The sequence below is a fragment of the Algiphilus sp. genome, from assembly GCF_965216485.1.
In the GTDB taxonomy this organism is placed as follows: domain Bacteria; phylum Pseudomonadota; class Gammaproteobacteria; order Nevskiales; family Nevskiaceae; genus Algiphilus.
Genome location: NZ_OZ244162.1, coordinates 851256 through 874965 on the forward strand (window position 1 = coordinate 851256; position 23710 = coordinate 874965).

Consider the following 23710-nt stretch of genomic DNA (forward strand, 5'->3'; position numbering starts at 1 on the left):
GCGGCGCCTCAGAGAACGCCCAGCAGTAGAACCAACGTCCCGCCAATTTCACCCACGATGAGCAGGGTCATGTAGACGGCCAGAAGGGCGCCGGAAACGGTCATGGAGCCCAGCTTGTGCGGACGGCGCAATTGGTTGTCGGTGTCCTGTAGCCAGCCGTGTACCGCGTAGGCAAAGACGGCGGTGGCAAACCACAGGATGGGAATCGCCACGGCGGCCAGATTCACGGCCGCGGACCAGCGGCTATGCAGGGCGAGCTGCTGGAGCACGAGGCAGGCAAAGGCATACATCAGCGCGGTGCGATGGCAGATATCCACATAGACCGGCGCTTGGGCGTCCTCGCTGCGCATCATGTGGCGGTACTTCCAGATGCCGGTGAGCATGCCAACGAGCAGAAAGACACCGGCTGACACCAGGGCGAAGTGATCGGCGCTGGGAAGATGATTCATGTGGAGGTTCTCTTGGGTTGCGCGGCGGGGTGGCTATCCAGGGCGGCATGGCAGGCCGCGCCCTCCAGACCGAGTCGACGACCGCGACGTTGGTAGACGGGGCGATTGGCCCAGTTCTGCTGGTGCCAGTACAGGCGCATCAGTTTGGGCAGCCGGGGAATCCAGAACCCGCTCCCGACCCCGGCCGGGACGGGAGCGGCGCGTGGAATGTCGATATCGGCATAGACGATGCCCGAGCCTTGCTGCGTTCTGCGCAGGGCGAGCACCTCACCCTGGGCATTCACGATTTGCGTGGCGCCGACAAAGTGGCTGCGGTAGCGCAGAGCAATATCGCGGCCGGCCAGCAGTCGAAAGCGGCCTTCGAAGTAGCCGCAATGGCTGGCCTGGATCACCGGTACCTGCAGATGGCGCGCAAAGACGGCCGGCGCCGACTCGCTGAGCTGGGCGTTCCGGCGGGCCAGTCTGCGCAGCAGCAGGCTGTCGGGGCCCAGTCCGGGCCAGTTGTGCGGCAGTGTCCACCAGTGCGTGCCGGTGATCACCCACTGCACCCGACCGGCCATGCGGCGCAGGCTCTGCTGCCGGATCAGCTCCCAGCACATGGCGGCGCCGGCCGTGCCCAGCTCGGTTTCCCATACCCCGTCGTCGTGCCCGCCGGCGTAGAAGGCGTTTTCCCACATGGTGGGAAGGTCCTTGTCGTGGCAATGCGTGGCCTGGCTGGGCTCCACCAGTACATAGCGGTTCACGATCTGGTCCTGCGCCTGCTGCAGTAGAGAGCCGCCAATCCAGATTTTGTGCTTGTGCGCCAGGTGTTGCAGCAGCCTCACCGCACGATTGTCTTCCCCCAGCACAGCCGCGTAGGAGCGCTCGTCCGGTGTGATGGCGCTGGTGAAGAATTCGGGCAGGGCCACGATGCGTGCACCCTTGGCGGCCGCTTCCACCACCATCGTCTCCACCAGCGCCAGGTTGTGCGCCACATCGCCGACGCGGGTTTCGAGCGCAATGGCGGCAGCTTTGATGCTCATGCCCACACCGCCAGCGCGATGATTGCACCCAGCCCCAACAGCTGCCCGGCGAAGAACAGACCGCGGAGGAATACCAGGGCCGGCGGCGTGCCCAGCAGGTGGGTCAGCGATTGCGCCAGCCGCAGGGCGAAGAGCCAGGGCAGAAGCCAGCCCCAGGCTTCCAGGCTGGTCGGGTCATGGCTCAGCACCAGGAGCGCAACCAGCCAGAGCGGAAAGCTCTCCACGCAATTCTTGTGTGCGTCGTGGGCGCGCTGCACCAGCGCCGGCTCAGCAGCGGGCTGGCTGCGCGGCCAGACATTGGCCGGGGTGCGTCTGAACATCACCTGTGTGCTGCGGTATGCAAAGACCACCGCCACCAGAGCTGCGGTGAGCAGGGCATACAGGCACAGAATCAGCAATACGGTGTCCGGGAGCATCGATGGGTTCCATGAGGGTTCGGCGGCAAGACTGCCGCAGCCCTTCATGGCCGACTTGCAGAAATCTGTTGCGGCGCTACCAGGGCGTGGTCCAGAGCCGGAAGCTGCCCTGGAGGATGCCGGCTCCGCGCGCACTTACCCCGAACATGCTGCGAAAGGCGTTGCTGAAATGGGAGGAGTCGCTGAATCCGCCCTCAAGGGCGGCGTCGGTGAGCGTGCCCCATTGGCCCATGGCCTGTATTGCACCGCGAAATCGGACCCAGTGCTGCACCCGCTTGTAGCTCACGCCCAGCTCCTTCAGGAAGAGGTGCTGCACTCGACTGGTGGACAGCTGCATGCGGGCGGCCAAGCCATCGAGCGTGAGGTCGGGAGACTGCTGCAGATAGTCGTCCAGCGCGATCTGCAGCCGACTGCGCGCCGTCGACGGGGTGCCCAGCGACGCTATCAGGCGCGTTCCGAGCTGGTGCTCCAGCTCGGGTGTCCAGGTCGCGCACTCGGCGACCTCGATCAGGGAGCTTCGTAGTGCGGCGTCAAGCGGCAGTTCGGACAATGGATTCTGGCCTGGCTGCATGGCCTGCCAGCAGGGCGCATGGATGTCTGCGTACATCACGGCACAGCGTGCCTGCTGCGGGTCCAGCTCGTGCCGAGTACCGGCCGGAATCAACGCACTGCCGTGCTCCATCCAGTCACCACCGGAAAGCCGCAACAGCAATGGCCGATCCAGGGCCACCAGTGCCACGTTGGCGGCATGGGTATGCGGCAGCCCGCGCCCCAGGGGGCCCACATAGATAAGGCTGCGAGGTCCAAGCAGAACAGTGGGCGGGACAGGGCTGGGCAATGCAGCAGAGGCCGGTCGGGTCGTTAGCTCTTCACATTCTAGTTCGGTGCGCCCTCTTGGCTGCCAACAGAGTCACGTTATCCAATAAGAGTGCGTGCAGCATTATTTGGCGACGCTTCTGGGACCTATCGCGTCTATCTGTGAACAGGGCCTTCTCACCGTGGCCTGACACTTGCTCCGTGTCTCGTGGTGACAGGGAAGTGCGATGACCCTGACCGTGTCCTGTCTTCCATTGTGCGCCTGCCTATCAGCGCGGCGGCTGTCATCGACAGGCACTGACGTGCATGGCTTCGCTGCGCGCCAGCTTTCTCGAGTGGCGCTATCCGCACCTTGCACCCCGCGTGGCCGCTCTCCTGATCGTGCATTCCCATGGAGTTTCTGCATAAGCGCTTTGTCATGGAAAGAGCGCACCTTGTAATTTACACTGTAAATTCTGAGGTTGAATGAAGCGGTAGAAACCGCGGAGGAGACAAATGCGAGCAATTTTCTGGGGCCTGGCCGGCATCGGCGCGGCACTGTGCGTGGGGAAGGCCAGCCTGGTATCCGCGCAAGCCTTGCCGATCGAGGTTCCTGATGGGCGTATCGATCTGGTGCTGCAGCCCAACGCAAGCGACGGTGGTCTGGAGTTGTGTCTGCTGGGTGACTTGGGATCGCTGGGGCTGGATAACTGCGTGCGCCTGGGCACCGGCGGCTTGGAACTGACTAACCCGCCTATGGGGGACTCGCTGCTGCTCTCACCAGAGGGTTTCGAGCTGACTGAAAACGAAACCTATGGCCCGCGCGCGGCCAACGCCTCGCTGGGGACGGGCGGTCTCACTGCCGGCATCAACCGGGACGGCCGGCTGACCAGCCTTGGCTGGCCCGGGCCGGGCCTGTACGACCACATCAACTACCTGAATCTTTCGCAGGGACTGCCCAACAAGGGCGCCTTCCGCAATGCGGGTTCCTTCGGTGGTGTGGATGGCGAATGGCTGATCGGAAGCGACGGCTGGGAGGTCATCGACCAACGCTACGCCAACAGCAATACCCAAACGCTAATCACGAAGCTGGAAAACATCGAGAGCGGACTGCGCGTGACGATCACCGACATCGTGCACCCCGAAAAGGACCTGATGGCGCGCAACTTCACCTTCTCACGGCCGCCGCAACAAGGCTTCCACTACTACGCCAATATGAACCCGACCACGTCGCGCATCCCGCGCGTCCCGTCGGTGACCGATGCCTTCCTCGATCCGGCAACCGACTTTGCCACCGTCTACACGGCCTCCGACGGTGCGCTATTGCACTTTCGGCCCTTCCAGGTCGATCCGACGTCGCTGACGCGGATCGCAACCTCGCAGCTTAATACCGAAAATGCGCTGGACGCCGTCGCCGGTAGCTTCGGTCGCGGCGTCTACGTTGCGGTGGCCGGGCAGAGCATGCCGAGCAGCTTCCAGGCGGGTACCGACACCTTGGGTCTGCTGCGCAGCGAAGTCGAAGGCACGCCGCTGATCGATCCCTTCTACGATATCGAGGACGGCCAACTCTCCGGCGCACCCATGGCCGTGGGCAAGACCGCGGGCGGCCTTGCAGGGCTGGCGCCGGATGCCGACGGCTCCTACACCGTGTATATCGCGGCGAGCGACCGGCCCAATGACGCCTTGCGATTGATCCGCGAAGCGCGACAGCAAGGCTTTACGGCCATGCGTGCGGCCTCCGAGGCGGATTGGAGGCATTGGATCAGCCGCGCCCGGCTGCCGGCGACGCAGGATCAGCGCACCCGTGACGTCTCCAAGCGCGCCCTCATCACCATCCGCACCGCTGCCGACCGCGAAACCGGCGCGATTCTCGCCGCCACCACGCCGCAGACGCCCTATCGTCAGGACTGGGTGCGCGACGGCGCCTTCTTCAAGTACGCGCTGCTGATTGCAGGCTACAGCGATATACCGAAGGCAAACAGCCGATTTCTGACCGGCATCTACCGCGATCTACCGATTCTTGACGGCACCTGGGATACCTTCTACTACCCCGATGGCGCCGAAGCAGGCGCGGTCTTCCCCTACGAAATCGACGCGCAGGGCCTGGTGATCTGGAGCCTGTGGCTGCCCTATGCCATCGGCGAGCGTGACATTGCCTATCTGGAAGCCGTCTATCCCGCGATGGAAGACACCGCAAACGCGCTGCTGCGGTGCTACGACCCGCGCAACGGCCTGCAATGCACGGCACCGGAGGACGATGTGCTCGTGCCAAGCCAGGGCGCCCAGGGCGCGGCGGCGGTCCATCTCGGCTACCAGACCGCGATCCGTGCCGCCGAGGCGCTAGGGCGTGCACCCAACCCCCAATGGCAGGCGCGTGCCGACGAGCTCAAGGCGGCCGTGCTGGACAATCTTTGCGACGATGATGGCTGCCAGGGCGGCCGCGGCGGCATCTATCTCGCCTGGCCCTCGGAAGTGCTCGAAGCGGACAACCCGGATACGGCGGAATTGCTGCAGCGCCATTATCAGCAGTTCGCTGAGCAACTCGATCGCCGCAGCGGCTTTCAGGCACCCGAGGTCGGTGGCTTCTTCCAGTACCCGATGGAGTCGATCATGGCACTGGGGCTGGACTGGAAGAATCCGCGTCGCGCCGCACGGCTCGATGGCTGGATCAAGTGGCTGACGCACGACGTCGCCGAACCCGGTGTCCTGCACTACGGCGAGCGCATCTTCCGCGACGGAGAGCGCAGCTACCGTCATTCGGTGGGCTTTCCGCACATCTGGTCCGGCGCCGAGGTCTATATCGCGGCAGCGCACGTATACGGGCTGGAAGGCTGTCCCGGCGGAGTCGATCGCATTGGCGATGCGCCCTGCAGCCGCAGTCGCGGTGGGGTCGCCTCAGGCAACGCGGGTGTTGCCGGTACGGAGAGCGGCGGCGGTGGCAGCATCTGGCTTCTGGCGCTGGCAGCGGTTCTTGGGGTGCGATATCGCGCTGCACGTCGCCTGTTTCGCACTGCACGTTGCTAAGGTCATTCGATGCCCTGAGCGAAGGCGGGGCAGTGTCCTATTGCTACTGATAAAGGTCTTGGAAAGGAGGCGCTCGGTTTCCGTCGCCCGATTGACGGGCTTAGACCCCTAGCGCGAAACGCCGCAAGTTCGCTTCCACTTCTCTCCACGCAGCGGTCCACTGACTAGGTTCTCGCGCGATGCTGGAGGTTCGTATCGTGTTACGCGCCAACGGCGACGAGATGATTTGTGCCCTGCAGCACAATTAGCGGGCGCGAGGTGTGTGTCCTTGACGCCTGTTTTCCTCATCGTCAATGGAATCAAAGCTAGACCCCTACGCTGTGGCTTTTCGCGTGCCATTCAGGAATCATCGAGGCAAGCAGGCCTCGCGTGCAGATCGAGAGGTGTTCTGCATCTAGAACCGAGAGTGAAATGCGATGACCTATCCGGCCAAAGAAGCAAGAATCCGGCCGAACGCTAGTGTGCGATCGTCCCTAAGCCGGACCGACGCGCCGCCGAACTACATGAGCTTCTATGCACAAGTGGTCATCTGCGTGGTGACTGTTGCCATGCTTCTGGGATGCGAGGACGCCGGTCCACGCACATCGGGCAATCCATCGATACCAGGGAACGAAGGTTCTATTGATGTGGAGCCCGGCGCGACCCTGCCGCCTTCACAGCCTACCCCGCCCAACGTCATTCTCTTCTTCACGGATGACCATGGCTTTGCCGATCTGGGGATACATGGCCAGGAGGCCGATGTACAGACCCCCCACACGGACCAGTTGGCGCGGGAAGGCGTGCTGTTCGAGCAGGGCTATGTCACCGCGCCGCAGTGTTCGCCGTCGCGTGCGGGTTTGATGACGGGGGTGTTCCAGGCACGCTTTGGCATGGACAACAATCGCCAGGGGCCATTGCCGCTGGAGCTGCAGACGATGGCGGATCACATGCGCGCGCTGGGCTATCGCACGGGCATGGCTGGCAAATGGCATCTGGACGTGGACCAGAACAACCGCCAGAACCTTCCCGATTCCACGGATGAAGGTCTGTACAGGCCGGGCGCGCGCGGTTTCGATGAATTCTTCGAAGGGCGTCGCCACACCTGGATTGCGAGTCATACCGCGGAAGGAGAGGTCGTTCCGCATCCGGAACACCCCATCCAGGACCAGCGGGACCGCATCGAGTTGGCGACGGCGTGGAGTCAGGCCTTCATCCGTCGGCACCACGAACAACCGTTCTTCCTCTACGTTCCGTACTTCGCACCCCATGTTCCGCTGGAAGCGCCGGCAGAGGATCTCGATGTTTTCGCGGGTGTCTCCGAGGAGAAGCGACGCACCGCACTGGCGATGATCCACGCCATGGACCGCGGGGTTGGGGCCATCCGGGACACGCTCGAGGGGCTCGAACTGACGGATCGCACGTTGATTATCTACGCCGGCGACAACGGCGCCCCCACCATCGATCACCTGGCCAATGGCTCGGTGAATACGCCCCTCGCGGGAGAGAAGGGCATGTTGACCGAGGGCGGGATTCGCGTGCCCTTCATCCTCAGTTGGCCGGGCACGCTGCCCGAGGGCGCGCGCTACCCGCATATGGTCAGCACCTTGGACCTGTTGCCCACCATGCGGGCTGCGGCATCGGCCGATCCGGCACCGGGGCTGGATGGCAAGAATCTGCTCCCGGCGCTGCAATCGACGCCCCCCACGCCCGTGCATGAACGGCTGTATTGGCGCTTCCTCACCCAGAGTGCGGTGCGGGAAGCGGACTGGAAGCTGATTGTCCTCAGCGATGGCACCGAGCTGCTCTTCGACATGCGTGCGCCGTTGCTGGAGCGGGAGAATCTGGCAACGGAACATGCGGACGTAGTCGACCGCCTGCGCACCGATCTGCAGGCATGGGCCGATGGCCTGCAGCCAGCCGGCCTGCCTTCCGGGCCGCTCCACCCGGGAGACCGGCAGTTCTTTGCCCACCACGGGTATATCCCCGAGGCAGCGCCTTAGGGGCGTGATTTCCTTTCCAACCTCGATTCAATGGCTTGCGGATGCGCTTTGTCACCGCATGACCGCCGGCTCTACCGGCCGCTCGAGCGTGGCTCGGCTTCCGGTACATCGCAGGACCATCGGTCTACAATTCCGGGCTGGGGGATACGTGTCCTTTGCTCTGGCGCCCAACGCTGCGCCTAGGCAGTCGGGCCGCATCCAGTGTTGGGGCAGGGTTCGGGGAGGCTATCGCGGTGGTTCACGCGTGGCCTGACGCCATCCAGCGACGTTCCCGTCATCTTCGAAGGAGAGCGCATCGTGGTGGAAGAAAAGGCCGTTCGCTTCCGCGTCGCCTTGCCGTCGCGCATCGGGTGGATCTCCGAGGCGCCGCGCGATGCCGTGGCACGGCGATGCTTGAGGGGCGCATGAGCAGACAGGCTCCGCCGGGGGAGGCGCGCAAGCAGGCCTCTGTTCGACCGCGCCTCGAAAGTGGGCTCCGTGAGGTGCTCGGCGACGATGCGTTGGCCGACCCGCTGATGGCCTATCTGCAGGAATTGCTGCGCTGGAATCGTGCCTACAACCTTACGGCAGTGCGCGATCCCGCCGAGATGGTGACGCGACATGTGCTGGATTCCCTGGCCGCGCTGCCGGGCGAGCGGGATCTGCCGCAAGGCGCGAGGGTCTGCGATGTCGGCGCGGGCGCCGGTCTGCCCGGCATTCCGTGGGCGCTGGCACGTCCCGACATTCACGTCACGCTGATCGACAGTGTGGGCAAGAAGGTGCGCTTCATGCGCCACGCCATCCGAACGCTGTCCCTCGACAACGCCGAAGCGCATCAGGTCCGTGCCGAAGCTTTCGATGGGACGGAACCCTTCGATGTGGTGGTCTGTCGCGCCTTCGCGTCGTTGCACGATTTTATCGAGATGACCGCGCATCTGGCCGGCGGTGATGGTCGTTGGCTGGCCATGAAGGGTAAGCTAGTGGATTCCGAGCTTGCGCAACTACCGGAGGGCTTCAAGGTGAGCCGCGCTGACGCCCTACATGTCCCCGGTCTCCGGGAAGACCGCCACCTCGTCGTGATCGAACGCGCCGCCCCCGTGGCCCGCGCGGAGTCGGCATGACCCGCATCCTCGCCGTCGCCAATCAGAAGGGGGGGGTGGGCAAGACCACGACCGCCGTGAATGTGGCGGCGTCGCTGGCCTCGGCCAAGCGGCGCGTGCTGCTCGTGGATCTGGATGCCCAGGGCAACGCCACCATGGGGGTCGGGGTGGACAAGGACGACTGCGCCGTCACCGTCCGGGATGTGCTGCTCGAGGCCTGTCCGCCCAAGCGCGCGGTCGTGCATCTCGATCGCCTGAACATGGATCTGTTGCCCGCCAACGGGGATCTCACCGAGGCGGAAGTCCGACTGCGCGACCAGGCGGTGGGGGATTTCGCTTTGAAGTCGGCCCTGAGCGAGCTGCAGGATGACTACGACTATATCTTTCTCGACTGTCCGCCAGCGCTCTCCAAGCTCACCGTCAACGCCCTGGTGGCTGCGGATGGGGTGCTGGTGCCGATGCAGTGCGAATACTACGCCCTGGAAGGCCTGACGGCACTGCTCGACACGATCGAGCGCATTCGCAAGGTGATCAATCCGTCGCTCGGCATCGACGGCTTGCTGCGGACGATGTTCGATCCGCGCAACAATCTGGCCAACGATGTGTCGGCGCAGCTCACTCAGCATTTTGGCGACCGCGTCTATCGCACCATCGTGCCGCGCAATGTCCGACTCGCCGAGGCGCCCAGTCACGGTTTGCCGGCAATGGTCTACGATGCGCAGTCCTCCGGCGCCCGCGCCTACCTCGCGCTTGCCGGTGAATTGGTACGCCGCCACGGCCAGGGCCGCAGCGCGGCCTAAGCAGGAACACACAGCAACGATGAGCACGAAGAAGCGCGGACTCGGCCGCGGACTGGATGCACTGCTGGGCAGTGCCCCGGAAGGCCATCAGGATAGCGATGCCCTGTCGGAAGATGCACGCGCCGCATTGCAGGCCGTATCCGTCGACCGCCTCCAGCCGGGACCGCATCAACCGCGCCAGTATTTCGACGAAGAGGCGCTGCAGGCGTTGGCGGAGTCCATCCGCAGCCAGGGTGTCATCCAGCCCCTGTTGGTGCGGCCGGCTGGTGGCAAGCGCTTCGAGATCATCGCCGGCGAGCGCCGCTGGCGCGCCGCCAAGCTGGCCGGGCTGCCCGAGCTGCCGGTCATCGTGCGCGAGATCGACGAACAGAGCGCGATGGCGGTGGCGCTGGTCGAGAATATCCAGCGCGCGGACCTCAATCCGCTGGAAGAGGCCGACGCGATTCATCGCCTCATCGAAGAGTGCGGCCTGACCCATGCCAAGGCGGCCGAGGCGGTAGGTCGCTCGCGCGCCGCCATCAGCAATCTGCTACGGCTCTTCGATCTGCCGCGGGAAGTCCAGCAGATGGTGCGCGAAGGCCAGATCAGCTTCGGACACGCCAGAGCGCTGTTGCAGGCCCCCGATGCGGCCCAGTTGGCCTTGGCGCAGCGGGTGGCGGCACAGGGCCTGACCGTACGCCAGACCGAGGCCCTGGCGCGCAAGGCGGGGACGCCTGAATCGCCGGCCCCTGCGCCGCGCCCTGCGGCGCCCTCCTACCGCTGGGCCGAGAACGCGCTGTCCGAAGGCGTGGGCTTGCCAGTGAGCATCAAGGCCAAGGAGTCGGGGCGCGGGCAGGTCACCATCGCTTTTCGCGATCAGAGCGAGTTTGACGCACTTATGGCCCTGTTCACGAAAAATTCCTGAGTTTTGTGCGCACTGTTGCGGTGCAAAACCATTTTGCTTGACCCGATCCCGGCCGACCCTTAGACTCCGCACCGCGTTTTCGCGGCACTACGTGATTTGCCCGCGCCGGAACACATGATGTCTTTAACTCGATGGGGCCAATGGCCCATCCCGGTGCGCCTGGTCACTGTGCAACTCGGTCTCGGAATGGTGATCGCTGTCGGCTGGATGCTGGCGCGGGGAATCGAGGACGGCGTTGCGGCACTGATCGGGGCTGCCATCGCGGCGGCGGGTAACGGTTTCTTTGCGTTGCGGCTCTTCTTGCGGCCGGCGCAGGAGCCGGGCGGCATGCTGCGCAGCTTCATGGCTGCGGAGGTGCTGAAAATCGCGCTGGTCGTCGCTCTCCTCGCCATGGCGATGACGGCGTTGCCGGGGAGAGTGGTACCGGTCATCACGAGCTTCTTCGTGCTGCAACTCGCGCATTTATGGGCGCTCCTCTGGAGCGAGTCGAATCGAAAAACGGACCAGGGAGCTTGACGCAAGCGATGGCAGCCAAATCAGATGCGCCAACTTCAGCCGAATACATCACGCACCACCTCACGCATTTGACGGTGGGCGAGGGTTTTTGGACGCTGAATCTGGACACGATCTTCTTCTCCATCGTCCTTGGCGTCGGTTTCCTCTATTTCTTCCGCAAGGCGGCGTTGCGTGCCACCACCGACACGCCGAGCGGGCTGCTTTCCTTCTGTGAGTTGCTGGTCAATTTCGTGGACGGGGCAGTGAAGGAGTCCTTCCACGGACAGTCCAAGCTGATCGCGCCATTGGCGCTGACCATCTTCGTCTGGGTGTTGCTGTGGAACATCATGGACATCGTGCCCATCGATCTGCTGCCGACGATCTTCTATGCCTTCGGGGTGGAGTACCTCAAGGTCGTGCCTTCGGCGGATATGAGCGCGACCTTCGCGCTGTCGATCAGTGTCTTCGTCCTGATCCTTGTCTACAGCGTGCTGGGCAAGGGTGTGGGCGGCTTCATCAAGGAGTTCCTGACGCACCCCTTCGGCCCGGTGCTGATGCCGTTCAACATCATCCTCAATGTGGTGGAGCTGCTCGCCAAGCCGCTGTCTCTGGCGCTGCGACTCTTCGGCAACCTCTATGCCGGCGAGTTGATCTTCATCCTCATTGCGCTATTTACGCTGGGCACCTCGTTGACCGAGGCGCTGACCAGCGTGAGTGGTTGGGCGTCCATCCTTGGACAGGCGCTCCTCCAATTTGCCTGGGCGGTTTTCCACATCCTGGTCATTCCGTTGCAGGCGTTCATCTTCATGACCCTCACCATCGTCTACCTGGGGATGGCCTACGAGAGTCACGAGGATCACTAGGAGGCAGCGTTCCTCCCCCCTGTTTCTTTTTGTTCCACTTCGTCATAACCCTTCTGGAGAGCTTTCATGGAACTCATCATCGGCAACACCGCGCTCGCCATCGGCATCATCTTCGGCCTCGCGGCGCTCGGTACCGGTATCGGCTTCGGCCTTCTCGGCGGCAAGTTTCTCGAGGGCGCGGCCCGTCAGCCGGAAATGGCCGGCATGCTGCAGACGCGCATGTTCATTATCGCCGGTCTGCTCGACGCGGTTGCGATTATCGGTGTGGCCATGGCGCTCCTCATGCTGTTTGCCAACCCTCTGCTTGGCCAGCTCGGCGGATAAGACCCTTTAGCGGAAGCACGCCGTACTTTGATTCAAGCAAAACGGAGGCTTAGGCCGTGGGAGTAAACGCGACCCTTATTGTCCAGGTCATCACCTTTGCGGTGTTTGTCTGGTTCACCATGAAGTTCGTGTGGCCGCCGATCATGCAAGCCATGCGCGAGCGCGAAGCGCGTATTGCCGATGGCCTGGCCGCCGCCGACAAAGGCAATAAGTCGCTCGAGGAAGCGGAGGCCGAGAAGGCACGCACGCTTCAGGAAGCCCGCAGTCAGGCGCAGGACATCCTGACCAACGCCAACCGCCAGGCCGCCCAGGTGGTCGAGCAGGCGCAGGCGAAGGCGCAGAGCGAGGCGGAGCGCATCCGTTCGGAAGCGCATCAGGAAGCCGAGCGCGAGATCGAGAAGGCCAAGGAAGCGCTGCGCAAGCAGGTCGGTGACCTCGCCGTCCTCGGCGCTGCGCGCATCGTCAAGCGCGAGATCGACGCGTCCAAGCACGCGGAAGTCCTGTCTGACGTCGCGGCGCAGCTCTAGGAGTCGATATGAGCCAGACGACGACTGCCGCCCGCCCCTACGCCCGCGCTGCCTTTGACCTTGCGCGTCAGACGGAGCGTGTCGAGGCCTGGGCGGAATTCCTGGCACGGCTGGATGTACTGTCAGAAATGGCAGAGGTTCAGAAGCTGATCGCGCAGCCGGGTGTCGACAAGACGCGCCTGGCCAGTGTGCTGGCCGAGGCCGCGCAGGCCGACGACAGCAGTGCGCAGAACTTCATCCGCCTGCTTGCCGAGAATCGCCGTCTGGCACTCCTGCCGGCCATTCGCTCGACCTTCGACGCTTTACGCCGTGAGGCTGAGGATGTCGTCGATGTGACGATCACCACCGCCGCGGCGGTGGAGGACGCGCAGCGCGATGCCCTCCGCACCGCCATTGAAAAGCACTTCGGTCGCAAGACCGAGTTGCACTGGGCGGTGGACGAAGCGCTCATTGCCGGCGCACGAATCCGTGCGGGCGACCATGTAATCGATGCGAGTGCCGCTGGTGCGCTGGAACAGCTCCGCGACGCCGTGACTGTCTAAGCAAGCTGCCACTGCATTTACCCGAGGATATTTAGACCATGCAACTCAACCCTTCCGAGATCAGCGACCTCATCAAGTCGCGCATCGAGAACTTCGACGCCTCGGCGGAAGCGCGCAATACCGGCACGATCGTTTCGTTGCAGGACGGCATTGTTCGCATCCACGGCCTGTCCGAAGCCCTGCTCGGCGAAATGCTCGAGTTCCCCGGCGTCGACGGTGAATCCACCTATGGTCTGGCGCTGAACCTCGAGCGGGACTCGGTGGGCGCCGTGGTCATGGGCGACTACAAGCACCTCAAGGAAGGCGATACCGTCAAGGCCACCCAGCGCATTCTGGAAGTGCCGGTGGGTGAGGCGCTGCTCGGCCGCGTTGTCGACGCGCTGGGTCGCCCCATTGACGGCAAGGGCCCGATCAACGCCGAACAGACTGCGCCGGTCGAGAAGGTGGCGCCGGGCGTGATCTGGCGTAAGTCGGTCGACCAGCCGGTGCAGACCGGTTACAAGGCCGTCGACTCCATGGTCCCGGTGGGTCGCGGTCAGCGCGAGCTGATCATTGGTGACCGTCAGACCGGCAAGACCGCGCTGGCCGTCGACACCATCATCAACCAGAAGAACTCGGGCATTAAGTGCATCTACGTGGCCATCGGCCAGAAGAACAGCACGATTGCCAACGTGGTACGCAAGCTCGAAGAGCACGGCGCCATGGACCACACCATCGTGGTCTCGGCTGCCGCCGCCGAATCGCCGGCGCTGCAGTTCATCGCGCCCTATGCCGGCTGCTCCATGGGCGAGTACTTCATGGACAACGGGCAGGACGCCCTGATCATCTACGACGACCTCTCCAAGCAGGCCGTCGCCTATCGTCAGGTCTCCCTGCTGCTGCGTCGTCCGCCGGGCCGTGAAGCCTTCCCGGGCGACGTCTTCTATCTGCACTCCCGTCTGCTTGAGCGCGCCGCGCGCGTGTCGGCGGAATACGTCGAGAAGATCACCGACGGCCGCGTCAAGGGCCAGACCGGCTCGCTGACCGCGCTGCCGATCATCGAAACCCAGGCCGGTGACGTTTCCGCCTTCGTTCCGACCAACGTGATTTCCATTACCGACGGTCAGATCTTCCTTGAGACCGACCTGTTCAACGCCGGTATCCGCCCGGCCATGAACGCCGGTATCTCGGTATCGCGCGTGGGTGGTGCGGCGCAGACCAAGATCATCAAGAAGCTCGGCGGCGGTGTCCGTCTGGCCCTGGCGCAGTACCGCGAACTCGCGGCCTTTGCGCAGTTCGCCTCGGATCTCGATCCGGCGACCCGTGCCCAGCTCGACCGCGGTCAGCGCGTCACTGAGCTGATGAAGCAGAAGGAATACTCACCGCTGTCCGTGGGCCTGATGGCCAGCTCGCTGTTCGCCATTGAAGAAGGCTACCTGGACAAGGTCGCGGTCGAGAAGATTCAGGCCTGGGAGGCCGGTCTGCACCAGTTCCTGTCCAGCGAACACGGTGCCCTGGTCGACGAGCTGAACAAGGGTGACTGGAACGACGATCTCAAGAAGCGTCTGACCGACGCCATGGACGCCTACGTCAAGCAGGCTGCGGTCTGATCCGGATCGAGATGTTGCTTCCCCGCCCAATGGAGGACCGCTAAGTGTCAGCAGCCAAGGAAATCCGCGGCAAGATCAAGAGCGTCCAGAACACGCAGAAGATCACGCGTGCGATGGAAAAAGTGGCCATGTCGAAAATGCGCAAGGCGCAGGAACGCATGGCCCAGGCACGCCCCTATGCGCACAAGATGACGGAAGTCATGCAGCGCGTCGCGGCGGCCAGCTCGGACTACACCCATCCGCTGATGGCAGAGCGTCCGGTCAAGCGGGTGACCTACCTGCTCGTGACCACCGATCGCGGTCTGTGTGGCGGCCTCAACATCAACATCTTCCGCAAGGTGTTGGCCGAGATGAAGCGACACCGCGACGAAGGCGTCGAGGTACAGTTCGCGCTGCTCGGCAGCAAGGGCCTCGCCTACTTCAGGCGGCTCGGCGGCAAGGTGCTGGCGTCGGCCACCGGTCTCGGTGACAAGCCGACCATGCAGGACATGCTGGGCGTGATCAATGCGGTCACCACCTCCTACGAACAGGGCGAGACCGACCGCGTCTATCTGGTGTCCTCGAAGTTCGTGAACACCATGACGCAAAAGGCGGAAATCGCGCAGCTGCTGCCGGCCAAGGCACCGGAAGCCGAGATGACCACCGAAGGCGGCTTCGGTTGGGACTACATCTACGAGCCCTCGGCACCCGAGCTGATGGATACCGTGGTCCAGCGCTATGTCGAGTCGCTGGTCTACACCGCGGTGGTCGAGAACGCAGCCTGCGAACAGTCCGCCCGAATGGTGGCGATGAAGGCCGCCTCGGACAACGCCGGCAAGATCATCGACGACCTGCAGCTCGCCTACAACAAGGCGCGTCAGGCCAACATCACGAAGGAGCTCGCCGAGATCGTCGGCGGCGCCGCGGCGATCGAATAAGTCTTCGGTCGCGTACACCCAAATAGCAATACTTTACGTACAGGACGAATCAAGATGAGCTCTGGAAAGGTCGTACAGGTCATCGGCGCGGTTATCGACGTTGAATTTCCGCGAGACGCTATCCCGAACATCTTCGACGCATTGGTCGTCGACGAGAATGGCCTCACCCTTGAGGTCCAGCAGCAGCTTGGCGACGGCATCGTGCGCACCATTGCGCTCGGCGTCAGTGAAGGCATTAAGCGGGGTCTGGCTGTCAGCAACACCGGCCGCGCCATCTCGGTTCCGGTCGGCGAGAAGACCCTCGGCCGCATCATGAACGTGCTGGGCGAGCCCATCGACGAAGCCGGCGATGTCGGTTCCGAGCAGACCTGGGGCATCCACCGCGCGCCGCCGAGCTACGAAGACCAGTCCGGTTCCACCGAACTGCTCGAAACCGGCATCAAGGTCATCGATCTGCTCTGTCCCTTCGCCAAGGGCGGCAAGGTCGGCCTCTTCGGCGGTGCCGGTGTGGGCAAGACCGTGAACATGATGGAGCTCATCAACAACATCGCCAAGGCGCACTCGGGTCTGTCCGTGTTCGCCGGCGTGGGTGAGCGTACCCGTGAAGGCAACGACTTCTATCACGAAATGCAGGAGTCGAAGGTCATCGACAAGGTGGCGATGGTCTACGGCCAGATGAACGAGCCGCCCGGCAACCGTCTGCGCGTGGCACTGACCGGCCTGACCATGGCCGAGTACTTCCGCGACGAAGGCCGCGACGTGCTGCTCTTCATCGACAACATCTATCGCTACACGCTGGCCGGTACCGAGGTGTCCGCGCTGCTCGGCCGTATGCCGTCGGCGGTGGGCTACCAGCCGACCCTGGCCGAGGAAATGGGCGTTCTGCAGGAGCGCATCACCTCCACCAAGACCGGTTCCATCACCTCCATCCAGGCCGTGTATGTGCCCGCGGACGACCTCACCGACCCGTCGCCGGCCACGACCTTCGCGCACTTGGACGCCACCGTCGTGCTGTCGCGTGACATCGCCTCCCTGGGTATCTACCCGGCGGTGGACCCGCTCGACTCGACCTCGCGCCAGCTCGACCCGAATGTCATCGGCGAGGAGCACTACAACTGCACCCGCGACGTGCAGGGTGTGCTGCAGCGCTACAAGGAGCTGAAGGACATCATCGCCATTCTCGGCATGGACGAACTGTCCGAAGACGACAAGCTGGCTGTGTCGCGCGCTCGTAAGATCCAGCGCTTCCTGTCGCAGCCCTTCCACGTCGCCGAAGTCTTCACCGGTTCGCCGGGCGTGTACGTCTCGCTCGCCGAAACCATCCGCGCTTTCCGTGGCATCGTCGACGGCGAATACGACCACCTGCCCGAGCAGGCCTTCTACATGGTCGGCACTATCGACGAAGCGATCGAGAAGGCGAAGAAGCTCGAAGGCCAGGCGGCCTGATCCGCGGACGATTAGCTCATGGCAGAACTCCAGCTCGACATCGTCGCCAACGAAGGCGAGATCCATTCCGGCAAGGCGGTCATGGTGGTCGCACCGGCGGCACAGGGTGAGGTCGGTATCGCGCCGCGCCACGCCCCCCTGCTGACCTCCCTCAAGCCGGGCGAAATGCGGGTGGAGACCACTGACGGCCAGCGTCTGACCTTCTTTGTCGGTGGTGGCATCCTCGAGGTGCAGCCGGATCGCGTGTCGGTGCTCGCCGACACCGCGCTGCGCAGCGAAGATGCCGATGAAGCCGCCGCGGCCGAAGCTAAGAAGGCCGCCGAGGCCTCCATGGAAGGCGCGGAGTCGGAATCCGATCTCGAACGCGCCCAGGCCGAACTGGCCGCCGCGGCCGCGCGACTTGAGTTCGTACGCAAGCTCAAGGGCAGCACCCACAAGTAATCCCGAGGCCGCCAGCATCTGCTGGCGGCGCCTCAGCCCGCGCTCCCCTACACTGGCGGGTCATGGATAGTCGCAACCCCCTACACGTCATCGTCCTTGCGGCGGGCCAGGGCACGCGCATGCAAAGCGCATTGCCCAAGGTGCTGCATCCCGTCGCCGGACGCCCCATGCTCGCGCACGTACTGACGACTGTCGCACGCCTGAAGGCGGCGGCCTGTCATGTCGTGATCGGCCACGGTGGTGACATCGTGCAGCGTGAAATCCAGCCGCCCGAAGGCCTGGCGCTGTGCTGGGCCGAACAGCACGAGCAGCTCGGTACGGCCCACGCCGTGGCGCAGGCCATACCGGCGGTGCCCGATGCGGCACAGGTGCTCGTCATGTACGGCGATGTGCCGCTGGTCCAGCCCGAGACGCTGGCGCAACTGCTGGAGGCGGGCGATACCACCGGCGCCCTGCTCGCCACCGAACTCGCAGACCCCAGCGGCTACGGCCGCTTGCTGCGCACCGTCGACGGCCGACTCGCGGCCGTCGTCGAGGACAAGGACGCGACCGCCGAGCAGCGCCAGGTCCGAGAGATCAACACCGGCTTCGTCTGCGCCCCTGCGCGCAAGCTGCGCGATTGGCTGGCCCGCATCGATAACGACAACGCCAAGGGCGAGTACTACCTGACCGATCTCGTGGCCCTGGCCGCGGGAGAGGGAGCACCGCTGGCGGTTGCCACGGCCGCGGAGGCCGCCGATGTCGAAGGCGTCAACGACCGTGTGCAACTGGCGCGCGCCGAGCGCCGTTTCCAGGCGCGTCAGGCCGAGGCGGTGATGCGCGCGGGCGTCAGTCTGCGCGATCCGGCGCGCTTTGATCTGCGCGGCACGCTGGAAGCGGGCCGCGACGTGGTCATCGATGCCGGTGTGATCATCGAGGGCCATGTGGTGCTCGCCGATGGCGTGCAGGTGGGTCCCTTCGTGCATCTGCGCAATGTCGAAGTCGGTGCGGGCAGCCGCATCCATTCGCACAGCGTGCTGGAATCCGCTGTGGTGGGGGCCGATTGCGATATTGGTCCCTTTGCACGGCTGCGGCCGGGGACGGAGTGCGCGGACGGCGCCCGGGTCGGCAACTTCGTCGAGATCAAGAACGCTTCCCTCGGGCCCGGCGCCAAGGCCAACCATCTGAGCTATCTCGGCGACGCCAGTGTCGGCGCGCGCGCCAATATCGGCGCGGGCACCATCACCTGCAACTACGACGGGGCCAACAAGCATCGCACACGCATTGGTGAGGCCGCTTTCATCGGCAGTAATACCGCCCTGGTGGCACCGGTGGAAATCGGCGATCGCGCCACCATCGCGGCCGGCTCCACGATCACCAGGAATGCACCGGCCGACGCGCTGACCCTGGCGCGTGCCCGCGAGCAGAAGTCATTGAGTGGCTGGAAGCGCCCGCAGAAGCGGTCTGCCAATGACCCGAGCGAGGGGCCGCAAGGCGGTCGCTGAGCAAACCGGCGACAGGACGAGAGAGAACAGCATGTGTGGCATTGTCGGGGCAAGCGCCCAACGCAACGTTCGTGACATCCTGATCGAGGGCCTTCGCCGCCTGGAGTACCGCGGCTACGATTCCGCCGGCTTCGCGGTGGTGGATGGCGAAGGGAGCCTGCGTCTGGTCCGTGCCCAGGGCAAGGTGACCGCGCTGGCGGAGGCCGCCGAAGCGGTTGGCCACGATGGCCACTTCGGCATAGCCCATACGCGCTGGGCCACCCACGGCGTGCCCGCCGAACACAACGCGCACCCCCATATCTCGGGCGATGTCGCGGTGGTGCACAACGGCATCATCGAGAACCACGCCGCGCTGCGGGCGGCGCTGGAGGCCGATGGCTACCGCTTCGTCTCCGATACAGATACCGAAGTCGTTGCGCACCTGTTGCACCGTGCGCTTGAGCACGGGACGACGCTCATTGAGGGTTTGCAGACAGTCGTTGCGCAACTGGAGGGGGCCTACGCCCTGGCCGTCACCTGTGCCCGGCATCCGGACACGCTGGCGGTGGCCCGCAAGGGCTCACCGCTGACCATCGGCGTGGGTATCGGCGAGCATTTCTGTGCCTCCGATGCACTGGCGCTGCTGCCGGTGACCAGCCGCTTCGTCTATCTCGAAGAAGGCGATATTGCCGAGCTGCGCCCGGAGAGCTACCGCGTGCTCAACGGTGGCGTAGCGGTGGAACGCCCTGTGCAGCAGTCCACCCAATCCGCCGCCGCGGTGGAGAAGGGCGCCTATCGCCACTTCATGCTCAAGGAGATCCACGAGCAACCCACCGCCATCGCGCAGACGCTCGAAGGCCGCATCGGCGACGGCCGCGTGCTCGATGCGATCCTCGGGCCCGATACCGCCCGGGTGCTGGCCAAGGTGCAACGCATCCATATCGTCGCCTGCGGCACCTCCGCCCACGCGGGCCAGGTGGCTGCCTACTGGTTCGAGCAGATCGCGCGCATGCCCTGCCGCGTCGAGCTGGCCAGCGAATTCCGTTATCGCGAGCCGCTGATCGAGGACGGCACTCTGATCATCACGATCTCTCAATCGGGCGAAACCGCCGACACGCTGGAAGCGCTGCGCCATGCGCGCCAGTACCCGCTGGCCGGCGCACTCGCGATCTGCAATGCCCCGGAGTCCAGCCTGGTGCGGGAATCCGATCTGGTGCTGATGACGCATGCCGGCCCGGAACGCTCGGTGGCAAGCACCAAGGCCTTTACGACGCAGCTCACCGCCCTGGCTCTGGTCATGCTGCTGATGGCGCGCCGCTTCGGCATGGCGGCAGAGGTCGAGGCCGACTATGTGGCGCAGTTGGTCGCCGTGCCACGGATCATTGAGGAGGTCCTGGAACTCGACAGTGAAGTGCGGGCATTGGCCGAGCGCCTGGTCGACAAGCACCACGCCCTGTTCCTGGGGCGCAACACGATGTTCCCGGTGGCGCTGGAAGGCGCGCTGAAGCTCAAGGAAATCTCCTACATCCACGCCGAGGCCTACGCCGCTGGCGAGCTCAAGCACGGCCCGCTGGCATTGGTCGACGAAGACATGCCGGTCATCGCCGTGGCGCCGGACACCGGGCTCCTGGAGAAGCTGCGTTCCAACCTGCAGGAAGTCCGCGCCCGCGGCGGGCGGTTGTTCGTCTTCGGCGACATCCAGGCGGGCTTCTCCGAGGACGACACCACCTCCGTGCTGAGCATCCCGGCTTCCGGTCCGCTGGCCCATCCGCTGGTCTACACCGTCCCGCTGCAGCTCCTGGCCTATCACGTCGCCGTGCTCAAGGGCACGGACGTGGACCAGCCGCGCAATCTGGCGAAGTCCGTCACGGTGGAGTAGGGCCGCGCGCCCTCGGGGCGGCGTCCAAAAGTGCGCTAAGGTCGGTGCCCGTGTCGCAGCCGGCCACAGACCGCGTCGCACACGGCTATCGTCTGGAGGAGATTACCCATGCCCCGTTTCCTGTCTGCGGCAATCGCCGCCGTCCTTGTTCTTGGAATGTCCGCCTGCGGGCGTTCTGAGGCTCCCGATGCGCCGGATAACCAAAGCGCACCGGATCGGCTGGTCAACGAAGAGACCGGCGATGTGGTCCCGCGTCAGCCCATGCGCGTACGCAACGCCTTGCCGCCCGGCCAGAGTGGTTTCGTTTCGCTGACCGGCCAGGTCCAGGGTGCCGCAAGCGGTCAGCCGGGAGACTACGGTGCCCATCTCGACGATCAGCGCCTGATGTACTGGAGCTTCCAGCTCAAGCCGGGCGGTTTTGCAGATATTTCCGAGTTGACGCCCGAACAGCCGCGTGAGGGCGTGCGTATCTACCGTGACGCGTTCGGCATCCCCATCGTCTATGCCGACGGCATGGCGAACGTGGGCTTCGGCACCGGCTATGCGCTGGCCCAGGATCGGCTCTTTCTGCAGGACGCCGGCCGCCGCCTGGCGCGCGGCACGCTGGCCGAACTCACCGGCAACGGCGATGTGCCCAACGACATCCAGACCCGCGTGCTGACCTACTCCGAGGCCGAATACCAGGCCATGTTCGACCGTCAGAGCGAAGCGGTGCGCACCCTGGTGCAGGGCTTCGTGGATGGCACCAATGCCTGGATCGCCGAGGCACGGGCCAATCCCACGTTGCTGCCGGCCGAATATGCCTTGCTGCAGACGCTGCCCGAGCCGGTGACAGTCACCGACGTGATGGCCGCGGGCGTACTCATCACCCGTTCGGTGGCCTCCGCGGGGGGCAATGAATTCGACAATGTGCGCGCACTGAAGGCGCTCACGGCGCAGCACGGTGCAGAGACCGCGAGCGCCATTTTCCGCGACGTGTTGTGGTTCGACGATCGCAAGGCGGCCGTCACCGTTCCGCTGGAAGAGGGCACTTTCAGCAACGTCACGACGCCGACCGATCAGCGCGAAACCGTCTTCAACGCCATGGCGGATTTCGCGCTCGGTCTGCCCGATGATCTCGCCGAAGGGCCGGGGACCGGCGCCGCGCCGGTGCCTGCACTGCCCGATGCCGTTGGCGACCTGAGCCCCGATGGCCTCGGCACGGTGCTGGCGCGCCGCGTTCGCCAGATGTTCGATGTATCCGGCGGTGCCTCCTACATGCTGGCGGTCACCCCCGAGCGCAGTGCCAATGGCCGGCCACTGCTGTTCAACGGTCCTCAGCTCGGCTACTCCTATCCGAGCCAGCTCATGGAGATCGAGGTGCACGGCGCAGGCATTGATGCGCGCGGCGCCACGGCGCCGCTGCTTCCCGTGGTGGGTATCGGCTACGGCGAACGTACGGCCTTCGGCGTCACCACCGGCAACTCCAAGACCATCGACTCCTTCATCGAGACCTTGGCCGAGGACAACCCCAAGCAGTACCTGCACAACGGGGAGTTCAAGGACATGGCCTGCCGCATGGAGACCGTGCGTTACCGCCAGGCGCAGCAGGGGGTGCCGCTTGGTCCCGACCTCTTCGCGGTGGAGGTGGAAGTCTGTCGCACCGTGCACGGCCCGGTGGTGGCACGCTCTGAAGATGGACGCTTCGCGCGCACGCTGAACTACGCCATGTGGAATCGCGAGGTCGACACCATCAACGGCGTCATGAAGTGGGGCATGGTCGATACCTTTGAGGCATTCGATGCCGCCATGCGCGAAGTGACCTGGAACGAGAACACCATGTACGTCGATGCCGATGGCAAGGTCGCCTATTACCACCCGGGCCTGCATCCGCTGCGTGCACCGGAAGGTGACCAGCGCTTCCCGCTGCCCGGCACGGGGGCTTTCGACCACGACGGCTTCATGGCTTTTGAACAACTGCCGCGCGTGGTCGATCCCAAGCAGGGCTACATCGCCAACTGGAACGAGAAACCGGCCTTTAGCTGGGGTGAGGGCGTGGGCGGCAATGCCCAGTCACTGCCCGCCGGACCGGCACACCGCGTCACCAACTGGACGCAGCAGGCGGCGGCGGACGGGCAGATCAGCTTCGAGGACATCCTCGCCTTCGACAAGGAGGCCGGCATTCGCGACCCGCGCGCCGAAGCCGTGCTCCCCATCCTGCAGGCCCTGCGCGCCGACGCCACGCTGAGTGACCGTCAGACCGCGCTGATCGACACCGTACTGGCTTGGGACCGCAATCACTATCGGGAAGACATCGACATCGAGGATGAAGACGCCACCGATACCCCCGGCGCGACGGTCTTCGACACCCTGGTCCGTGCCCTCATCGACGCACTCTTCGCCGATGACCTCCCGGAAAGTCTGATGGCCCGCATGACGGCGGTGGGCAATCACGAGTATGACGCGCCGCCTCTGTTGAACCTGGCCATCCGCATCCTGGACCCGGCGCAGTCGACGTTGAACACCCGCTTCGATTTCACCAACGGTCAGGGCACGGAAGCCACCCTCATCGCTGCCATCGACGCCGCCGATCAGCGCCTGCAGGCGCAATTCGAAACGACCGATATCGCGCGTTACACCCGCGTGCATCATCGCGACGAGGTGTGTTCTCTCACCGGCGGCATCATCGGCCCCTGCCTGACCATGCCGCACCAGGATCGCGGCTCCTGGAATCAGGCCATCGGTTTCGAGTAGGCCCGGGCCGCCCCCTCTGGTCC

21 protein-coding genes are annotated in these 23710 nt (G+C 64.6%); 17 read left to right on the plus strand and 4 right to left on the minus strand.

The annotated features are described in order from the left end of the window. Positions 1-8: 8 nt before the first annotated feature. From ACOOFO_RS03900 to ACOOFO_RS03915, 4 genes are all read right to left on the minus strand, one after another. On the minus strand, positions 9-449 hold the full coding sequence (locus tag ACOOFO_RS03900; protein ID WP_420428352.1) for a hypothetical protein: 441 nt from the start codon (positions 447-449) through the stop codon (positions 9-11). Continuing rightward, positions 446-1471 (minus strand): carbon-nitrogen hydrolase family protein, encoded by a 1026-nt coding sequence (locus ACOOFO_RS03905; protein WP_420428353.1) that lies wholly within the window; start codon positions 1469-1471, stop codon positions 446-448. Before ACOOFO_RS03905 ends, ACOOFO_RS03900 begins: the two co-directional genes overlap by 4 nt. Continuing rightward, positions 1468-1887: an MAPEG family protein gene (locus ACOOFO_RS03910; RefSeq protein ID WP_420428354.1), complete on the minus strand. Its 420-nt coding sequence runs from the start codon at positions 1885-1887 to the stop codon at positions 1468-1470. Before ACOOFO_RS03910 ends, ACOOFO_RS03905 begins: the two co-directional genes overlap by 4 nt. Before the next feature lie 76 nt (positions 1888-1963). Further along, a complete protein-coding gene (locus tag ACOOFO_RS03915) occupies positions 1964-2671 on the minus strand; it encodes a helix-turn-helix domain-containing protein (RefSeq protein WP_420428355.1) in 708 nt (235 codons plus the stop codon). 527 nt (positions 2672-3198) lie between these two features. On the opposite strand from ACOOFO_RS03915, the gene ACOOFO_RS03920 reads away from it, so the two are divergent. From ACOOFO_RS03920 to ACOOFO_RS04000, 17 genes are all read left to right on the plus strand, one after another. Beyond that, complete coding sequence (locus ACOOFO_RS03920; protein WP_420428356.1) at positions 3199-5706, plus strand: hypothetical protein; 2508 nt, start codon at positions 3199-3201, stop codon at positions 5704-5706. Between the two features lie 626 nt (positions 5707-6332). Beyond that, a complete protein-coding gene (locus ACOOFO_RS03925; RefSeq protein WP_420428357.1) occupies positions 6333-7685 on the plus strand; it encodes a sulfatase in 1353 nt (450 codons plus the stop codon). Between the two features lie 404 nt (positions 7686-8089). Continuing rightward, positions 8090-8785, plus strand: coding sequence for a 16S rRNA (guanine(527)-N(7))-methyltransferase RsmG (gene rsmG, locus ACOOFO_RS03930; protein ID WP_420428358.1), 696 nt, complete (start codon positions 8090-8092; stop codon positions 8783-8785). After that, a complete protein-coding gene (locus ACOOFO_RS03935; RefSeq protein WP_420428359.1) occupies positions 8782-9564 on the plus strand; it encodes a ParA family protein in 783 nt (260 codons plus the stop codon). The genes rsmG and ACOOFO_RS03935 overlap by 4 nt, the downstream gene beginning before the upstream one ends. A gap of 19 nt (positions 9565-9583) precedes the next feature. Then, entirely contained in the window at positions 9584-10468 is an 885-nt protein-coding gene (locus ACOOFO_RS03940; protein ID WP_420428360.1) for a ParB/RepB/Spo0J family partition protein, read from the plus strand. 117 nt (positions 10469-10585) lie between these two features. Beyond that, complete coding sequence (locus ACOOFO_RS03945) at positions 10586-10984, plus strand: ATP synthase subunit I (protein WP_420429637.1); 399 nt, start codon at positions 10586-10588, stop codon at positions 10982-10984. An 8-nt stretch (positions 10985-10992) separates the two neighbouring features. Then, positions 10993-11826, plus strand: coding sequence for a F0F1 ATP synthase subunit A (gene atpB / locus ACOOFO_RS03950; protein WP_420428361.1), 834 nt, complete (start codon positions 10993-10995; stop codon positions 11824-11826). Positions 11827-11892: 66 nt separating this feature from the next. Beyond that, complete coding sequence (gene atpE / locus ACOOFO_RS03955; RefSeq protein ID WP_223056254.1) at positions 11893-12150, plus strand: F0F1 ATP synthase subunit C; 258 nt, start codon at positions 11893-11895, stop codon at positions 12148-12150. A 56-nt stretch (positions 12151-12206) separates the two neighbouring features. After that, positions 12207-12677, plus strand: a complete 471-nt coding sequence (locus ACOOFO_RS03960; RefSeq protein ID WP_420428362.1) for a F0F1 ATP synthase subunit B — start codon at positions 12207-12209, stop codon at positions 12675-12677. 8 nt (positions 12678-12685) lie between these two features. Beyond that, positions 12686-13219, plus strand: coding sequence for a F0F1 ATP synthase subunit delta (locus tag ACOOFO_RS03965; RefSeq protein ID WP_420428363.1), 534 nt, complete (start codon positions 12686-12688; stop codon positions 13217-13219). A 38-nt stretch (positions 13220-13257) separates the two neighbouring features. Next, positions 13258-14808, plus strand: a complete 1551-nt coding sequence (gene atpA / locus ACOOFO_RS03970; protein ID WP_420428364.1) for a F0F1 ATP synthase subunit alpha — start codon at positions 13258-13260, stop codon at positions 14806-14808. A 44-nt stretch (positions 14809-14852) separates the two neighbouring features. Next, complete coding sequence (gene atpG / locus ACOOFO_RS03975; protein WP_420428365.1) at positions 14853-15725, plus strand: F0F1 ATP synthase subunit gamma; 873 nt, start codon at positions 14853-14855, stop codon at positions 15723-15725. A gap of 54 nt (positions 15726-15779) precedes the next feature. Next, positions 15780-17171 carry a F0F1 ATP synthase subunit beta gene (gene atpD / locus ACOOFO_RS03980; protein WP_223056259.1) on the plus strand — a complete coding sequence of 464 codons (1392 nt, stop codon included), beginning with the start codon at positions 15780-15782 and terminating at the stop codon, positions 17169-17171. Between the two features lie 18 nt (positions 17172-17189). Further along, entirely contained in the window at positions 17190-17612 is a 423-nt protein-coding gene (locus ACOOFO_RS03985) for a F0F1 ATP synthase subunit epsilon (protein WP_420428366.1), read from the plus strand. A 62-nt stretch (positions 17613-17674) separates the two neighbouring features. After that, positions 17675-19096, plus strand: coding sequence for a bifunctional UDP-N-acetylglucosamine diphosphorylase/glucosamine-1-phosphate N-acetyltransferase GlmU (glmU, locus tag ACOOFO_RS03990; protein ID WP_420428367.1), 1422 nt, complete (start codon positions 17675-17677; stop codon positions 19094-19096). 31 nt (positions 19097-19127) lie between these two features. Continuing rightward, positions 19128-20954 (plus strand): glutamine--fructose-6-phosphate transaminase (isomerizing), encoded by a 1827-nt coding sequence (gene glmS, locus ACOOFO_RS03995; RefSeq protein ID WP_420428368.1) that lies wholly within the window; start codon positions 19128-19130, stop codon positions 20952-20954. 108 nt (positions 20955-21062) lie between these two features. Continuing rightward, a complete protein-coding gene (locus ACOOFO_RS04000; protein ID WP_420428369.1) occupies positions 21063-23687 on the plus strand; it encodes a penicillin acylase family protein in 2625 nt (874 codons plus the stop codon). The last annotated feature ends 23 nt before the right edge of the window (positions 23688-23710 follow it).

Coding starts and splice junctions, on each gene's coding strand:
- ACOOFO_RS03900 (WP_420428352.1), bottom strand. CDS start 449: ATGAATCATCTTCCCAGCGCCGATCACTTCGCCCTGGTGTCAGCCGGT.
- ACOOFO_RS03905 (WP_420428353.1), bottom strand. CDS start 1,471: ATGAGCATCAAAGCTGCCGCCATTGCGCTCGAAACCCGCGTCGGCGAT.
- ACOOFO_RS03910 (WP_420428354.1), bottom strand. CDS start 1,887: ATGCTCCCGGACACCGTATTGCTGATTCTGTGCCTGTATGCCCTGCTC.
- ACOOFO_RS03920 (WP_420428356.1), top strand. CDS start 3,199: ATGCGAGCAATTTTCTGGGGCCTGGCCGGCATCGGCGCGGCACTGTGC.
- rsmG (WP_420428358.1), top strand. CDS start 8,090: ATGAGCAGACAGGCTCCGCCGGGGGAGGCGCGCAAGCAGGCCTCTGTT.
- ACOOFO_RS03935 (WP_420428359.1), top strand. CDS start 8,782: ATGACCCGCATCCTCGCCGTCGCCAATCAGAAGGGGGGGGTGGGCAAG.
- ACOOFO_RS03940 (WP_420428360.1), top strand. CDS start 9,584: ATGAGCACGAAGAAGCGCGGACTCGGCCGCGGACTGGATGCACTGCTG.
- ACOOFO_RS03945 (WP_420429637.1), top strand. CDS start 10,586: ATGTCTTTAACTCGATGGGGCCAATGGCCCATCCCGGTGCGCCTGGTC.
- atpB (WP_420428361.1), top strand. CDS start 10,993: ATGGCAGCCAAATCAGATGCGCCAACTTCAGCCGAATACATCACGCAC.
- atpE (WP_223056254.1), top strand. CDS start 11,893: ATGGAACTCATCATCGGCAACACCGCGCTCGCCATCGGCATCATCTTC.
- ACOOFO_RS03965 (WP_420428363.1), top strand. CDS start 12,686: ATGAGCCAGACGACGACTGCCGCCCGCCCCTACGCCCGCGCTGCCTTT.
- atpA (WP_420428364.1), top strand. CDS start 13,258: ATGCAACTCAACCCTTCCGAGATCAGCGACCTCATCAAGTCGCGCATC.
- atpD (WP_223056259.1), top strand. CDS start 15,780: ATGAGCTCTGGAAAGGTCGTACAGGTCATCGGCGCGGTTATCGACGTT.
- ACOOFO_RS03985 (WP_420428366.1), top strand. CDS start 17,190: ATGGCAGAACTCCAGCTCGACATCGTCGCCAACGAAGGCGAGATCCAT.
- glmU (WP_420428367.1), top strand. CDS start 17,675: ATGGATAGTCGCAACCCCCTACACGTCATCGTCCTTGCGGCGGGCCAG.
- glmS (WP_420428368.1), top strand. CDS start 19,128: ATGTGTGGCATTGTCGGGGCAAGCGCCCAACGCAACGTTCGTGACATC.
- ACOOFO_RS04000 (WP_420428369.1), top strand. CDS start 21,063: ATGCCCCGTTTCCTGTCTGCGGCAATCGCCGCCGTCCTTGTTCTTGGA.